Below are 15,987 nucleotides of genomic sequence, written 5' to 3' on the forward strand. Positions count from 1 at the left end.
ATACAACTCTTTGATTCCTGATCGAAGGATATTTATAGATTGAATTCTTACATTCTACCACTGGCTTCGTAGCTACATTCCTAGTTAGGTAATTTTAGCCAATGATAAATTCTCAATGACAAAAGTAATTTCTACATACAAAATTTCTTAATTAGGTTTGCTAATTTTTCTGGACAATTTATTTTAGGTCAAGCTTATAATTATGGTAATGGTGTAAAATAAGATTAAAAAATAAAAAATTAGTTAGCTTAAGTAAAGCTATCCAACCTATCTCTCACAACTATTCACACCATTTTTGTTATAGTACAACCCTATATTCCAAGAGTTTATATCCTCATAAGTAATTTCCTCACCTTTCTTGTTTCTATCAATCAAATCATTAGGATACAAAATCCCAATAAGCTGATAATGACTGAGACAATACAGCGAATAGTTCTCAGAATTCTCTATTTCACCCCACCCATCTGATTTTATTTTATTTTTTATATCATTCATTTCTATCTTTGATAGTTTTTTCTTATCAATTAAAATTGTTCCGGCATGATTTCCAGAGCGCCTAATAGATGGTTCAAAAACAGGATCATAAGATTTAAAATATTTAGATATGATATCTTCAAAATCCACAATTTTAGAATTTTCTCGTTCGCTTGTACAAGATAAAGCAGACAAAACAAGAACCAATAAAAGATTTATTTTAATAAATTTCTTCACTCAAGTAACCATTATACTAAAAAAACATACATTTAGAATATTAAAACACATTTAGTCCAACTTAATTACTGGAATTTCATCTTTAATACAATGCTTAACCCCTGCTTCACTATATGACAATCCAACTGACCACTCATCTATATTTTCATATTTTATTTCCCCACCATCATAACCATAGTGTTTTGCATTTATTGGATACAACACTCCCATGTATATTTTTTTATCAAAACAATATTCAAAAAAACTATCATGACTTGATATTAGCACCCAACCATCATCTTGCAATTTTTTTTGAATACTTTCAAAATCACCAAATGACATTTTTGATTTTTCCACCTCTGCCGTTGCATACTTATTCACAGGCTTATCAATCCAAAATTTCTCTTTCGGGCTGTACTTCCCAAAGTATTTATTAACTACATTATAAAAATATTGATTTTGCTGTTTTTCCTCAGTACTAGAACATGCAGTCAGTAAAACAGATAAAAACAATATTGAAATAACTTTCATAAATTTACTCTTAATATTTAATCTATATTTAAAAATAAAACACTAATCGAAGCACCAGCATCTATTTCTCAGCCAAAATCTATTTCTATTGTTTTATATATGCTGATATTATCTCTAAGAAAATATTAGAATATGTCTAAAGACAGAATTTAAAAACTTGTTCAAATTATCTTTTTAAATTAATCTAATTTAATTACGGGTATCTCATCTTTTCTACATTGATTCACTCCACTTTCTCCATAAGATAACCCTACTAACCAGTCATTAATATCTGTATATTTAACTTCACGCCCTTCAGAGTTGTAATGATGTGGTCGTATTGGATAAAGTATACCTATATGTATTTTCTTACCCAAACAATACTCATAGTAACTATCTTGATCAGAAATAAGTTTCCAACCATCAACTTCCAACTTCTTACGAATATTAGAAAAATCATTTAAAGAAAGATTTGATTTTTTTATTTTAGTAATTGAATATTTACTTTCTGGCTTATCAACCCAATTTTTTTCATTTGGTTGATATTCCCCAAAGTATTGATTAATGACATGTGTAAAATACCTACCTTGTTGAGTTTCGTCAACGCTAGTGCAAGAATAAAGGCATATAGTAAAAATTAAAAAGTAATTTATTTTTAATAATTTCATTATTTTCAATCACAAAACAAGCTTAAACAGACACTTAAATCAATACAACATATAGAACTAATTGAATTTTTCATCCTTACAATAAGAGGTACCATCTTGAATATATTTCAAACTAACTCCCCACTTATCAAGACTACTTGATTTAATATAAAGTTTCTGTCCAAATTTGTCAAAATATTCAACTTTTCTTGGATACAGAATAGTCATTTGATTATAATTATCATAGCAGAATACGTATTGATCCTCCGAAAAATAGACTAATTTCCATTTTTTCTCAATTACTCTTTTAACCATCTCAAATTCATCTAGTGATAAATCTTGCTTTGAAACAAAAATATTGTAATAACTAACAGAGCCCCTCTTCATTCCTTCTTTGAAATCGTAATTATAGTTTTTAAAAATTCGCTCGACCTCCATTTTAACATCAATCTCATTACTGTCATTATTACATCCAAATAAACCGATGCTAAAAGCAAAGATAGACATCAGTTTTATAAATTTTATCATCAAATTAAAACCATATTAAAACCATATTAAAACAATACTAACTATCAATACTATGGATTTTAAATATTAACCTATCTGCATTATAAGATGAGAATGAATGTCTATCTAAGATCCGATCACCAAAAATGTTTCTCCTACTCCACCAGTACCGCCTCTTAAAAAATTATCAACTTTGTCTCCAGCACTTGTTCCACTGCCATTATAAATAAACCCTAAACTACATTGCCAACCAAGTAATTGAGATATTTTCTTAATATCTACATCGGCATTTATTATTCCTTGCATATCTACTTAAGTATATATATGTGCCATCTACACCTATATCTAGCAGTAAGATTAAAAATACTACACCAAATGAATATTCATCTCCATTTACAAACTTATGACTTATCAAAAGAATGGATTACTCCTATGGTAAAATGGAGAATATTTATAAAAATAAATCCATATTACTATATTAAGAATAAATTACCTGCCTTCTAACTCCTTCAGCTTATCCTTTGCCTCAGTATTCCCTTGTAAGCTAGCCTTTTCTAACCATTCTTTAGCTTACTTTACTCCCCCATCTTTTTTATTATTTAATAGAATGAGAGCTAATTGTAATTGTGCATTTTCATGATTTTTATTTGCCGCTAATCTGTAATAATACTTTGATTTAATTAGATTTTTATCACAACCTAGGCCTCTAAAATAAATAATGCCTAAAGCATTTTGCGCAGAAGTATCACCTTGTTCAGAAGCCATTTCAAGCCATCGCTTAGCTTGATCATAATCTTTTGGGTAACCTTCATCACCATTTAAAAAATTTATTGCAACATTATATTGCGCATCAACATTACCAGTTTCTGCTAATTTAAATTCATGACTATTTTCGTACGGGGCACTATTTGTACAAGCACAAAAAAGTAGACTTAAACCAAACAACTGACTACATTTAAGAAAATCAAACATAAAAACCACTGAAACCTATAGAGTTAATTAAATTCTTCATCTTTACAATAAGCTGTCCCATCCTCATCATATGTAAATAAAACCACCCAATTTCCAACATCCTCCCTAGTAAGATATAATTTCTCTGAAAATTTATTGTAATAATTCAAATGCTTTGGATTTATTATTGCCATTCATTGTATCTATTATAACAGTAAACATACTGATCTTGTGATGAGTAAACCAACCTCCAAGTCTTATCTATTTTTAGTTTAACCTTTTCAAAATCAGAATTTAAAAATTCATCTCCTCTAATAAAAACATTACTTGTCACAATATTACTTTTATTTAAACGGCTTTCAAAATCAAAATCATATTTTGAAAAAAACTCATTAGAAATCTTCTCAAAATCTAAAAATCTTTCATCAATAGGTTTATATACCGATGAACTACAACCTGTTAAAACCACTAATAACATTGAAACCATTTTTTTCATAAAGCATTACTCTCCTCTCTACCTGAATATTTACAAAAAATAGTTAAAAAGAATGCAAAATAAGATTTTCTCTGAGTAAAATTTAAAAAATAAGCTAAAATTATTTTTGAAGCTTGTACCCACAATTAGTACACTTTTTAGTATAAATACTAAACCCAAGATTAGATAAACTACCTTCTTTTTTAAAAAAACTTTTATTACAATTCGGGTAAATATTTTCATCAAAAATCAATTTTTTTAATATATATACTATATACTGCCACAATAAAAAAACCTAAAAACACTAAAACATTAAGATCATATTCACTACCAACTACTGTAAAAAGTATAAGTATTATTATAGAAAAAAACTGGTAAGCAACAACTTTTTTGGCTACACTTCTTAGTCTCTCATTAACATTTTCACTCATTATTTTCTCTCCCAGTATTAATTAATTTAATAGGAGCATAATTATGGAACATATTTTCTCCGATGATTATTCCCACATTGTCTCTTGTACAACAATATTTAATCATATTAATACTTACTGTTTTATCTTTTCTTTAGCATTTGATATGCCTTGCTCATATGCTTTATTAAAATAAAACTGAGATAAGCTTTCATTTAACTTATTGTAATTTGGAGATGAATATATAACCCCTAAGTTGTAAGATGCTTGTCCTTTACTCAATTTACTAGCTATTTCAAAATACTTAATAGCCCTATCCACATCTTTAGGGACACCCTTACCATTCATTAAGTTAATACCTGAATTTAGAGCAGCTTCTGCATTATTTAATAATGCAGATTTTTCCCAATAATCATTACAAAGTTTATAGTCTTTTTTTACAACCACACCATCGCAATATATCAACCCTAACTCAAACAGGGAAAGTGCATCATTCTTTTCAGCAGCCCTCTTTAAATAAATCAACCCTTCTTCAGTATTTCCTTCTTCAATATAAATAGAACCTATAGAGCCCATTGCATCAACATCATTCAATTTAGCAGCTTTAAGATAATATTTTTTTGCATTTTCTATATTTTTTTGGACTCCAACCCCAGTATAGTATTTAAAACCCGTATTATACATAGCAGAAATATTTCCATTATCTGCCGATTTTTTTGTCCACTCAAATGATTTTTCAGCATCATAAGTTCCACTCAGCGCTTTAAAGTAAATATCAGCCAATATGAGTTGAGCATCACTATTCCCTTCTTTTGCTAAATTTTCATAAATAGTTTCGAGTCTTTTATAATATTTTTTCTTTTCATCTGAATTTGATGGAGCTGCTTCTGCTTGTGACCTTAATTCTTCTGCTTGTTCAAATGTCATATTTAAATCAGATGATGTATTTGAAGCATTACATGCAGTAATGAAAATACTTACCGTTAGACTCAACAATAATTTATTTTTCAGCACCTTATAAAAACCTCTTGAAAATCCAGCCGAAACAAAAATTTTTTAGAATTCATTAGATCTTCTTGCAAATAGTATAAATGACCTAGTGACTAATAAGTTGGATAAAAATAATTAGCAGCCCTATTTAAATAAAAATTAGTAAGGTCACAATTTCTGATTCTATTTTGCAATCAAATATGAACCCCCACAATAATAACCCACACAATAGCTATCTTTCACATTTTTATTTCAAACCATCAAAACTTAACACATTGAACATTTAAAAAATAGACTAAATTAAAAAAACAAATATTAAATCTCATAAATTATCTCAACATTAAGAAAAATGAAAAAACAAATAAAAACAAAAAAGCAATTTGTATAAAATAAAAAAACCTTATTCTCTTTGCATAAAAATCACAATTGTCAAAATTTTTAAATACTATCCTATAAAGATATTTAGTATGTTTATAACTTTTCAAGTTAAAACCAAAATAATCACTCACAATGCTTTTATTAACAAAATATTTAAACAAATAAAATCTAACTATGCAAAACAAAACAACATATAAAATTAATGAGGATAAAAATAAAAATAAAACAAACCCATCTGACATTTACCCTAACCCCTCAAAAGCAATATAACTATTAAGAAAGCATTTGTTAATTTTTTTCAAAGAGTATTTATCCTAGAGTCGCTCATCAATCTTATCAGAGCAACCTACTTGTAAAAACAAAGAAAATAAGACTATGGGTTCAAATAGATTTATCATAAAATTACTCACATATATCATCGCCCCATTTATTATAACTATAAGATACCGCATCAGAATTATAATCTGTTATATTTAGCTTTCCTCCTTGAAAATCATAAACACCTATTATATTAGGACTAACAATATTAATACTATTATTAGCTCCCAAACAGTAGGTATCTACTCCTTGCCCATGTCCTTTTAATACCCAGCCATCTTTTTCCAACTGACTAATTACTTTTTTTAATTTTTCAGGGTCTTTTTCAAATCTAAAAACGGAAATTTGAACTTCAGTTTTGTGTAATGAGTCTATAATTTCTATATCACTACCCAACAATTCTTTCATTTTATTTTAAAATGGATATTTATCAGAAGGTTGCTCATAAATAGCATCAGTGCAGCCAACTTGCAAAAATAAAATAAATAAGACTATGGATTTAAGTAGAATTTTCATAAAATCATTCGCACAGATCATCGCCCCACTTATCATAAGAATATAAAACAGCATTAACACTATAATCAGTTCTACTTAATTTCCCACCTTTAAAATCATACAGTCCGCCAAAGACAGGAACAACAATATTAACTCTATTATTTAAACCTAAACAATAAGTATCAACTCCTTGACCTTTTCCTTTTAAAACCCATCCATCCTGTTTTAGCAGATTTACTACGCTTTCTATTTTATTCGAGTTCTTTGGTAGTTCAAAATAAGAAATCTGAACTTCAGCTTTGTGTAATGAGTCTACAATTTCTATATCACTACCTAACAATTCTTTCATTTTATTTTCAAATGGATACTTATCTGAAGGTTGCTCATAAATAGCATCAGTGCAACCGACTTGTAAAAACAAAGCAAATAAGACTATAGGTTTAAATAGGTTTATCATAAAATCACTCACACATATCTAATCCCCATTTATTATAGCTATAAGAAATACCATCAATACTATAGTCTGTTATATTCAACTGCCCTCCTTTGTAATCATAAACACCTTTTGATATTGGAACGACAATATTTATTTTATTATTCCGACCTAAACAGTAGGTATCAACCCCTATTCCTTTCCCCTTTAATACCCAACCATCCCTTTGTAATTGCTTAAGTACTCTATCTATTTCATTAGTTTTTTTTGGTAAATCAAAAGAAGAAATTTCTACTTCTGATTTACTCAACGAGTTTACAATTTGAAGGTCATCCCCTAATAGTTCTTTCATTTTCGCTTCAAATGGATACTTATCTGAAGGTTGCTCATAAACACGATGACTACAACCTATTAATAGTGATATAATAGCAATACTTAGACCGAATTTACTTACACTCATATTTAGTCCTTAATAGTTCCTGTAATTGTCCGACCTTGTGCTTCAACACCATAGCCAGCATTAAAATCTGCACCTGGTGTACCTACACCCACTTCTAACCCCTTCATTGTACTTGCTGAAAAATATTTTAGAACCTTTTTATAAATAGTATCTGGACCAGTATCAAGAGGAAGTACAACACCCGCTCGTATCCCCCAGATTCCTCCGCTAGCACTTCCAGCTAACCCTGTTAAAAATTGATCAGTACTGTCTGCTAATGTTTCTTTAGTTGGTTTATTAAAAATATAACCCGCCATACAACTTGCTGAGAACTTACCTTTCAACTTAGAAAGATCCGATGCACCCAGTTTTCGACTACCATCTATCATAGCAATTGCATTACGTCCAATTGCTTTAGCCCCTTTAACCTCGGGCGTTGAAAGTGCGCCAACTTGGAAAACTTTACCATTATGTAAATTGGTGATCTCTGCATAGGCAAAAGGACCTACACCTCCTGAGCAATACACATAATCAAATAAAGGGGCAGCTTTAAGCCTACATATTTCTCCTGTTTTTAACCAACAATCATGATCAACATAGCCTCGATATTCTATGTTTTGAGAGGCTTGTTGACTATATCCCAAAAATGCTCCTCCATAAGCTGGAGATAAACCCTGTGCATCCACCCACAATGTCGGATTAATCACATAAGCATGATGGTTCAAACCTGCATATAAGTCGATTGGATCTTTACTTATATACCTTGCACTATACGGCTCATAATAACGATAACGGTTATAATGCAGTCCTGTTTCATTATCGTAATACTGACCTTGGAATCTAAGATTACTCTGCTCAAATGGATTGTCCTTATTGAGCATTTGAATCTCGAGTGCAGTCCCCCATGTATCCTGAGTAATTTCCCAAACACATTCACCTGCGGCATTACTCAGTGTTTGCGGTGTTCCCACCTGATCACAATGATAAAAAACAGTTTGTTCTAAAGCCACTCGGTTCTTACGTGTATCACTGCTCCAGATCGGATCTTTATAAACTGAATAAGGTTTATTGAGGTATTCGCTATAATCTGGGGTTTCAATCAATTGAATAAAGCCCTGATATCCCGCTTGTATTAACGGTATAAAGCTGTCAGGCTCATAAACATAATGTTTGGTATAGCTATTCTCGGGATGGTTCGAATTTTGACTGGATTCCCAAATCATCAAATCACCATCCCAACCAAATAAAGTGAAATCTTGGTTTGATGATTTCTTATATAAACGACGGCCAAAGACATCATAGCCATACTCAGTCACTTTTCCATTATTTTCACTACGAACCAAGCGATTAAGATTGTCCCATGTTAGCTTAAGTGTTTTACCTGCTTTACGGGTTTCAACGACATTACCTTGTGCATCATATTGGTAATGTTTCCCCTGATAGCTTTTAATAAGATTATTTTTAATTTGAACTGTGCTTGATACTGAAACAGGATCAATTAAATTACCAGCAGGATCAAACTTAAAACTTTCGTTTTTGTGCTGGCTCTGGGTTGAAATCAAACGTCCAATCGGATCATATTGATAATTCAGCTGTCCTAAACGACTGTCTTCAACTTGGGTGAGCAAATAATTTTTATCGTATTGATAATGTCTATGCGCTTGGTAACGGAGTCGATCTGAGCTTTCTTGCTCAGGCTCAATCTGTTGAGAAATCAGTAGTCCGACATCATTATAATGCTTAGTTTGCATCAAACCATTTGCCAAGAAACGTACCGTTTCACGATGCAAATCATCACGCTGGAAAGAAACAACATCCTGCTGGTTAAACGCAATTCCGTAGATATGTCCTGAACCATAGCTCAGATTCGTCTGCTGTTGTCCATCAGGTCGGATCGTTTTGCTTAAATTACCAAGCTCATCATACTCATAACGAAGTACCGCTGTACTAGACGTTAGATTTGGTATTTTATAATTTAGGTGTTCTCTAACCAATTGACCAAGTGAGTCATGGTAAAAATCTATTTGGCTAAGTGTATTACTCGCACGAATCAGCTGATTATTAAGATTATAATCAAATTTTTCTGTTTGACTTAACCCTGTTTGTAAATGAGTGAATGTCTTAGATGCAACTTGTCCATCAGCATGGTAACCAAATTTTGTCAATAAATTACCTTGGCGAGTTTCATCCACATAACCTTCTTCATTGTACTTAAAATACCGCTCTTCACCATCAAAGGCTTTTTCTTTAATCAATTGACCATATTGATTATAGTCAAATAAATATTCCGCATGATTTTGATTAATCAGTTTCTGAATGCGCCCTTGTTTGTCCCATTGATAACCGATACGATTTTGATTTGCATCAATTCGTTGTTCAAGCAGCCCTGTAGGATTGTAATGATATTGAGTAACTTGCCCTTTCGTATCAGTATATTTAAGTAAACGTCCCTCTTCATCATGGTCAAAATATTCTTTTAACCCATCTGGATAAGCAACTGTCTTTAGCTGTCCTTTGTCTTTGCCATTAGTACTATAGAGAAATTGCACTTCTTGCATATCAGCAGAATTTTGAGAAAGTAATATGCCCTCTTCATCATATTTCCATGTATTACTTTTACCTGAACAATCGGTATAAGACAGCATTTGTCCTTGATCGTTGTATTGGATTTTCTTAACACCACCCTTGGCATCGATCACTTCAACCAACTGATTGTCATTGTTATATTTATATTGAGTGACATGACCTAAAGGATTAATTTCTTTACTGACATTACCTTGTGCATCATATTCCCGTTTCCAGATATTACCTTCTGGATCCTTAATTTCAATTGGCTTGTTATTCTTATTATATGCAAAGCGAATCACACCACCATTCGGCTGTACAATTTTCGCCAGTTGGCCCTGATCATTATATTCTTGTTGAGTTTCTCGACCTTCAAAGTCAATTTGTCGGGTAATACGTTTTTCACCATCACGAGAATACCAAGACTCTCGACCATCGGCTAAACGAGTCCGATAGGTAAAACCATCCAAATCAAAATAATAATAGGTTGCTACATCATAAGCATCGTAAACCGCAACTTGGCGTAAACGTGGATGCCATTTTAGCTTGGTATGGAAACTGCCGTCATCCGCCCATTCTTCAATGGCTTTGGCTTTTGGCAACGTCGATTCATAACGGATATTTTGTCCTCGGCCTGTACGATCAGTATAGCGCGTTAGCTGATGCGCCTGATTATATTCGTATTGACGTGCGTGCCCATTTTGATCAAAAGCTGTGATCAGGTTACCTTGTGCATCATAGTGATAGCGCGCCCAAGGCTCAACTTGATCATCCACAAATACAGCAATAATCTTAACTTGCTCATTAAAGGCAAATTTTAGTTGATGCTGAGCCTGTTCAAATTGAAAATCAATGGCTTGAAGATAAGCAACACCATCTGCCAAAAGGTAACTTAGGCTAATTTTGTCCTTGGTGTTTTCATTGAATTGTTGAATTAAATGATAGGGCTGACCAAAACTAAATTGATGAAAATGAAAACTCCAGTCACCACCAAAATTTAACAGTAAATCCCCATTTTCAATTGGGTGAACCGTCATTCCTTCATAAGGCACAGTGTAAGCCTGTTGCAAAATCGTGGATGGTAAGGCATGTTTACGACCTTTCGCATCAATGAAGATATAGCCTTGTTCTTTTGGCAGAATCACATTGGAAAAAGGCATCATCCAACGAGCGCCCATCATCCCCTGATCAAACTCATCCATTTGCGAGTTATATTGACGGCTAAATACAAAACCAACTTTCGGTAAATAGAAATCAGCATGCTGAACCCGCTCTGCACCAATTGAATAACTGATACTCTTACTAGTCTCTGAACCATCACCTTCACAAGGTGGTGCATTCAACGCATCCGCCTGTAAGCTCACAAACTCCAAGGTATCCCCTTTGGTATGGCGCTCATATTCTCCCGTCTGATTAATCGGCACACTGGCATTGCCTTTATTTTCGCTGGCCTGAATCGCAGTTAAAGTTTGTTGTAATAACCAAGCCAAGCTGTATTTCTGCCCTGCATTGGCTTGCTGCTGTAAAGTCTGGCTTAAAGTTGCAATTGCTTGTGTTGCTTTCTGTTGCAGGCGTGTTTGAATATCGGGTTGTAGTTTAGGGGTTAAATCTGCCTGACTCGGTTTACCGATTAAATCAATGAGAGGTGCAGCCCAATTGCTAAATTTGAGTTTGGGGTCTCTTTTCTCTGCTGTTGCAGCTGCCGACGTTGCAGCCATGTTCGCACTTATTGGTGTCGTAGGCACAGACAAGCTCGTAAGAATACTGCTGCCTAAGATCGTTGCCTGTGAGAGTAAGGTCGCTAATTTGGCTTGTGTTTCTTGTAAAAACTTTTCTAAATCACCTGCGACCATCGCATTCAGATGCAGACCCAAGCGTTTAATATCCGCGTCTTTAATCTTTCCATTTTCTGGATATAAACATTGCGACATTAGACCAAACATCGGACGTAATGCCATACGCGCATGTGCTTCATTGTTTGGTTCTGCAAATAACCCAATTAAATTTGCAGCGAGCAATGCACCCTGTTGTACCGCAGCATCCTCTGTCTTAATATCAGTCGCGTATAGAATTAAATCCAGCACACTGCCTGTTAAAGCAAAAATATTGGCTACCGTTGCCGTATTCGTACTGCCTTGTAATTGTTCTAAACTGGTATTCCCACACACCTGTAAATAAAGCTGGATTTGCTTGGCAATCATTTGCAGGTCAGTTACCGTGTGTACGCTGTCCAAATTAAAAACAGCAAGTTCAACCTTCGACGCTTTTTGATCTGTTGCCTGTTGTGTTTTTTCCGTAGCCATCAATCTCAAACCCTTAATTTATTTCAATACATCTATTTTTTAAATTGCTGCGCGTGAATTAAAATCTGTCCTAGCCCTTGTTTTGACCATGAAAACGATCAACGATGCCTTGTTGAAGGATCGAATCCATTTGGGTGGCCTCCGCCAATTTTGCAGTTGCTTGATCTTTTACAAAACCCACACCCTGTGCTTTGACCATGTCAACCGACTGGCTCGGATTCATGGCGAGTTGTGCCAGACTTTTCATTTGATCTGGAGAAATATTAAGGTTCAGTTGCTTTGAAACAGCACTTAAAGCGGTATTGCTAACTTGATCCTTGATTTGTCCAACCGTCTGCTCAACCAAACCATTTAAGGTGTTTTTACCTATGTTTTTAAGACTATTTTTATCCATCGAAAGCAAACTGCTGCTTAGCTGTTGCTTCATGTTCTGTCCCAATGCACTGCTTAATGAGGCGGTAACTTTTTCTACCGGCTCTGCCCAAGTATAATCACGTTTAAAGTCACTACTTGCTGCCCATGCACTGGTCTCATCTTTTTCAAAAATAACCTTAGCTGCGCCTGGTGCAATGCCTGTCACTTGAGCAAAACCATTTCCATCCAGTTTGCCAGTCAGTTGCTTACCTAAAGAGTCAATCACTTTATAGCTGTTCTGCTTAAAGAAATTATCTCCCCCATAACTTCTTAATAACTGTAGCGCGCCTTTCAGTGATTTTGCTTGTGGTAACTGGGGTGCATTGCGGCTTGCACTCGCGCCTGAGGCCAGTAAATGCTGCCCTGCTTTTGCTTCAAACTTGCCACTGGTCACAGGGAAAATACCTGAACCATTCAGCTTAATCTGAGAACCACCCGCAGTAATCACAATCTCTTTTGGGCTACTGATCTCAATGCGATCTTCAGTCGAAATAATCTGGATGCCTTGCTTGGCAAGTAAATCCATGCCATCCGACTGCGCTTGGACTTCAAACTTACCTTTGGCAGCCACCTGTTTAATGCCATTCTGCGCAGCAAACACACTGATTCTATTTTGCGCATGCGTAATCAGATTTTTCTGCGTACTTAGATTGATACTATCGCCTGCAAACTGGTTGATCTGTCCATCCGCAGAGAGATGAATATCTTCATTGCTACTTAAACCAATACCCGCAGGTGAGTTCAGCAATAATAATGATTTTTTAAATTGTGCGATTTTCTCTTGGATCTGCTCCGCAAACTCTTTAAGTTGATCCAGCGATTCTATTTCATCGGTCTGTTGGTTCTTGGCAACTTCACTTAAGGCTTTGGCATTGTTTTGATTGCCTTCGAGCTGCTGTTTAGCAACTTGGGCATCGAGGTGTTCACCTTGCGCTTGATCCTGTTTATAGGTGGAAAGCAATAAACCATCGCCTGCCCGCACTGCACCCCATTGGTCGGTACGTAGCTCAAAACCTTCACCTCGGTCTTCACTTTCAGCCTTGTCTTTGGGATGGCTGAGTTTACCCAGATTCAGTTGGCTGGCGGCATGACTGCTTTGCAACTGGGCGCTGATCTGTCCTGTGGTGTCATCAAAGCGCAGTTGGTTAAAGCCTTCGCCCTGATATTCTTTCGATTTGATCCCTGCCAGTTTCTTGGTGTCTGGCAGCTTACCTACATGATCAAACTTGGTTGGACTACGCTGGCCTTCATGAATTCTTCCCACTACAAATGGACGGTCAATATTGCCATCAAAGAAGTCGATGACTACGATTTCTCCAATACGCGGTAAGAAACGTGCACCATAGCCTTCACCTGCCCAAGGGGTCAGTACATCAACCCAAGCTGAATCGGTGTCATTGTCATTGGCACCCGCACCACCATCATGGCTGTGGTCATCGTTACGGGTGAATAGGAAACGGACTTTGATTCGACCCCATTCATCGACATGAATTTCTTCGCCGCTTGGCCCAACCACTTTGGCACGTTGCGGTGAGGCTGTTGGACGGTGTTGTAAGGGATTAAATTCGGGTACGGTTTTAATGCTGCGGCGTTGTAGTGTCAGTTGATTGGCTTGGCGTTCTTCTGTGTTATTAGATTGAGTTGGCTGCCAATTGCTTTGTGCTAATAATTGATTGATCTGCTGATGTAGATCTTTAGGCAAGTTGTTTTGGTTATAGAAGTTTTTGCCTGTAATCAGGAATTCTTTATCGCTGCCAGCATGTTGATCAATTTCAGGATGTTCAACCAATTCAAACCAGTAACCCACATGGGTATCGCGGACGGTGGTATGGGCTGTAAATTGTTTGGATTGTAAGTCGTAGTATTGACCCAAGTTCCGATTCAGCTTTTCAATTTGGGCATTGCCCGATGGGGTTGCACCATCTTCACCATTCAGGTCTTGCATCCACGCGGGTGAAAAATGCCATGCCTGTTCCAGCCCTAAACTGGCATTGTCATATTGAGCACTGTGTTTATGTGTACTTTGGACGCTGCCTGCGCCATCTTCTTGTTCCAGTACATCAGCTTGCCAACGCTGTACATGCACGCTGCTCGGTTGTAAGCTGCGTTGCCCGACCAGACTGGTCATGCTGTCGTATTGTTCGGTGGCACTGCTACGGTGGTAACGAATCATTCTTCTGTCTAGCGCTTGGTATTGGCTATTGTCATCAATCAAGCGTAGTTTTTGCGGCTGAATCGCGACACTGCTTTGCGGAACAATTCGCTCGGCTTCATCAATTAACCAGCTAATCCCTTCGCTACGCATCAAAGATGTTAAAAACTCTTCATCTGATTGATTATATTGCATAATAAAAGGACGGATATCGTAATCTTGACGCAGTCCACTTAAGTCCAAAGTTAAGCTTGACGCAAATAAAGAACTCTTCTGCTGCCACTCCTTGAAGATAAGTTGCACGACATCAGGCACGCTCTTGTTCATAAACACGCGGCTGTTACGGCGTTGTTTCCACAATGCGGTGGGATCTTCTAAAGTCAGCTTATAGACAGTTAGGCTACCATCCGATTGCCCTTGTAAGGCTTGAGTAATAATCCCTGTGACACGGGTCAATTGTCCATTATCGGTCACCGTATCAATTGCCGCTTGGCTACCAATAAATTGTTTTAGTGGAATGGTCGCATTGGTCGACAAGCAAATTAATTCTGCTTTAAAGCCCGCATTCAGTTGATGCTGTCCATCAATGCGTTGTAGGAAGACTTGAGTATTTAAATCTTGATTGGAAAACTGAATATGGATTGCACGTTTTTGTGCTGTAAGGCCCAAACTGTCCAAGGCCTGAAATATATTACTCAACATTATTTTAAAAATATTAACTAAAATTTACGTCATTTTATAAACAGCATACAAATCTGTCTATATTTTTAATGTTATGTTCTGCAACGAATATCGAAATAAGCCCTTTATTTTAATATAAACGATTAGAATAATTAGCAATATTTTTTTAAAGATCATTAAACAAAGACACACATCAATCAATATGTTTTATCAAATAAGGCCAATTCTCCCTATTTGATAAAACAGCGATGTTTTCAAAACTAAACTGTCGCTTTAAAATAATCTTCTTTGGGCATATCAATCACTTCAACACAGAGTTGAACGGGATAGCTGACCTCAGATTGCATATAGCTTTTTTGCTGTAGTTGACGCAACAATGCCGCACCCGCTGCTTGCTTCTGCGCCTGCGTTCGTCCACTCAATATATACAGCTTTAAATGAATATAGGCCTCTTCTGTTTCATTCAAACCAATTAAAAATACGTCATCCTTAAATGCACGGGATTTAATATCATTTGCGATAAACAATTCCGTTTCAACCAATGCAATATTCGCATCTTTTAATAATTGATGCGGATTTAATTCAGTTAAATTGGCTGAATAGTTGGCAATCAAATGCGGCATTTTTTT

At 35.2% G+C, this 15,987-nt stretch carries 13 protein-coding genes and 2 pseudogenes; all 15 read right to left on the reverse strand.

The window, feature by feature from the left end; all coding sequences use genetic code 11:
- Window positions 1-267: 267 nt before the first annotated feature.
- The 15 genes and pseudogenes from NG55_RS03235 to NG55_RS03305 all read right to left on the reverse strand — a co-directional run bounded on the left by NG55_RS03235 (window position 268) and on the right by NG55_RS03305 (window position 15,981).
- On the reverse strand, window positions 268-711 hold the full coding sequence (locus tag NG55_RS03235) for a hypothetical protein (RefSeq protein WP_228704143.1): 444 nt from the start codon (window positions 709-711) through the stop codon (window positions 268-270).
- Between the two features lie 51 nt (window positions 712-762).
- Complete coding sequence (locus tag NG55_RS03240) at window positions 763-1,221, reverse strand: hypothetical protein (RefSeq protein WP_065342318.1); 459 nt, start codon at window positions 1,219-1,221, stop codon at window positions 763-765.
- A 179-nt stretch (window positions 1,222-1,400) separates the two neighbouring features.
- Entirely contained in the window at window positions 1,401-1,868 is a 468-nt protein-coding gene (locus NG55_RS03245) for a hypothetical protein (protein ID WP_065342319.1), read from the reverse strand.
- A 57-nt stretch (window positions 1,869-1,925) separates the two neighbouring features.
- Window positions 1,926-2,375 carry a hypothetical protein gene (locus NG55_RS03250; protein ID WP_228704144.1) on the reverse strand — a complete coding sequence of 150 codons (450 nt, stop codon included), beginning with the start codon at window positions 2,373-2,375 and terminating at the stop codon, window positions 1,926-1,928.
- 105 nt (window positions 2,376-2,480) lie between these two features.
- Complete coding sequence (locus tag NG55_RS03255; RefSeq protein WP_065342320.1) at window positions 2,481-2,660, reverse strand: hypothetical protein; 180 nt, start codon at window positions 2,658-2,660, stop codon at window positions 2,481-2,483.
- 183 nt (window positions 2,661-2,843) lie between these two features.
- Window positions 2,844-3,326: pseudogene (locus NG55_RS03260) on the reverse strand (tetratricopeptide repeat protein).
- A 163-nt stretch (window positions 3,327-3,489) separates the two neighbouring features.
- On the reverse strand, window positions 3,490-3,801 hold the full coding sequence (locus NG55_RS03265; protein WP_065342321.1) for a hypothetical protein: 312 nt from the start codon (window positions 3,799-3,801) through the stop codon (window positions 3,490-3,492).
- Between the two features lie 221 nt (window positions 3,802-4,022).
- Window positions 4,023-4,211, reverse strand: coding sequence for a hypothetical protein (locus NG55_RS21200; RefSeq protein ID WP_228704146.1), 189 nt, complete (start codon window positions 4,209-4,211; stop codon window positions 4,023-4,025).
- A gap of 114 nt (window positions 4,212-4,325) precedes the next feature.
- Window positions 4,326-5,204, reverse strand: a complete 879-nt coding sequence (locus tag NG55_RS03275) for a tetratricopeptide repeat protein (protein ID WP_228704147.1) — start codon at window positions 5,202-5,204, stop codon at window positions 4,326-4,328.
- Between the two features lie 756 nt (window positions 5,205-5,960).
- Window positions 5,961-6,413 (reverse strand): annotated as a pseudogene (locus tag NG55_RS03280) (hypothetical protein).
- On the reverse strand, window positions 6,397-6,828 hold the full coding sequence (locus tag NG55_RS03285; RefSeq protein ID WP_065342324.1) for a hypothetical protein: 432 nt from the start codon (window positions 6,826-6,828) through the stop codon (window positions 6,397-6,399). The pseudogene NG55_RS03280 and the gene NG55_RS03285 overlap by 17 nt, the downstream one beginning before the upstream one ends.
- A gap of 4 nt (window positions 6,829-6,832) precedes the next feature.
- Window positions 6,833-7,264, reverse strand: a complete 432-nt coding sequence (locus NG55_RS03290; protein ID WP_065342325.1) for a hypothetical protein — start codon at window positions 7,262-7,264, stop codon at window positions 6,833-6,835.
- A 2-nt stretch (window positions 7,265-7,266) separates the two neighbouring features.
- A complete protein-coding gene (locus NG55_RS03295; RefSeq protein WP_065342326.1) occupies window positions 7,267-12,111 on the reverse strand; it encodes an RHS repeat-associated core domain-containing protein in 4,845 nt (1,614 codons plus the stop codon).
- Window positions 12,112-12,181: 70 nt separating this feature from the next.
- Window positions 12,182-15,379 (reverse strand): type VI secretion system Vgr family protein, encoded by a 3,198-nt coding sequence (locus tag NG55_RS03300; RefSeq protein WP_065342327.1) that lies wholly within the window; start codon window positions 15,377-15,379, stop codon window positions 12,182-12,184.
- A 239-nt stretch (window positions 15,380-15,618) separates the two neighbouring features.
- The gene (locus tag NG55_RS03305) at window positions 15,619-15,981 is read right to left on the reverse strand and encodes a 5-carboxymethyl-2-hydroxymuconate Delta-isomerase (RefSeq protein ID WP_065342328.1); all 363 of its coding nucleotides are present in this window, start codon (window positions 15,979-15,981) and stop codon (window positions 15,619-15,621) included.
- Window positions 15,982-15,987 lie beyond the last annotated feature (6 nt).

The organism is Acinetobacter gyllenbergii (assembly GCF_001682515.1).
Lineage (GTDB): Bacteria > Pseudomonadota > Gammaproteobacteria > Pseudomonadales > Moraxellaceae > Acinetobacter > Acinetobacter gyllenbergii.

Excerpts from the sequence above, each read along its gene's own strand:
- NG55_RS03240 (WP_065342318.1), bottom strand. The coding sequence starts at position 1,221 with ATGAAAGTTATTTCAATATTGTTTTTATCTGTTTTACTGACTGCATGT.
- NG55_RS03245 (WP_065342319.1), bottom strand. The coding sequence starts at position 1,868 with ATGAAATTATTAAAAATAAATTACTTTTTAATTTTTACTATATGCCTT.
- NG55_RS03250 (WP_228704144.1), bottom strand. The coding sequence starts at position 2,375 with ATGATAAAATTTATAAAACTGATGTCTATCTTTGCTTTTAGCATCGGT.
- NG55_RS03255 (WP_065342320.1), bottom strand. The coding sequence starts at position 2,660 with ATGCAAGGAATAATAAATGCCGATGTAGATATTAAGAAAATATCTCAA.
- NG55_RS03265 (WP_065342321.1), bottom strand. The coding sequence starts at position 3,801 with ATGAAAAAAATGGTTTCAATGTTATTAGTGGTTTTAACAGGTTGTAGT.
- NG55_RS21200 (WP_228704146.1), bottom strand. The coding sequence starts at position 4,211 with ATGAGTGAAAATGTTAATGAGAGACTAAGAAGTGTAGCCAAAAAAGTT.
- NG55_RS03285 (WP_065342324.1), bottom strand. The coding sequence starts at position 6,828 with ATGATAAACCTATTTAAACCTATAGTCTTATTTGCTTTGTTTTTACAA.
- NG55_RS03290 (WP_065342325.1), bottom strand. The coding sequence starts at position 7,264 with ATGAGTGTAAGTAAATTCGGTCTAAGTATTGCTATTATATCACTATTA.
- NG55_RS03295 (WP_065342326.1), bottom strand. The coding sequence starts at position 12,111 with ATGGCTACGGAAAAAACACAACAGGCAACAGATCAAAAAGCGTCGAAG.
- NG55_RS03300 (WP_065342327.1), bottom strand. The coding sequence starts at position 15,379 with ATGTTGAGTAATATATTTCAGGCCTTGGACAGTTTGGGCCTTACAGCA.
- NG55_RS03305 (WP_065342328.1), bottom strand. The coding sequence starts at position 15,981 with ATGCCGCATTTGATTGCCAACTATTCAGCCAATTTAACTGAATTAAAT.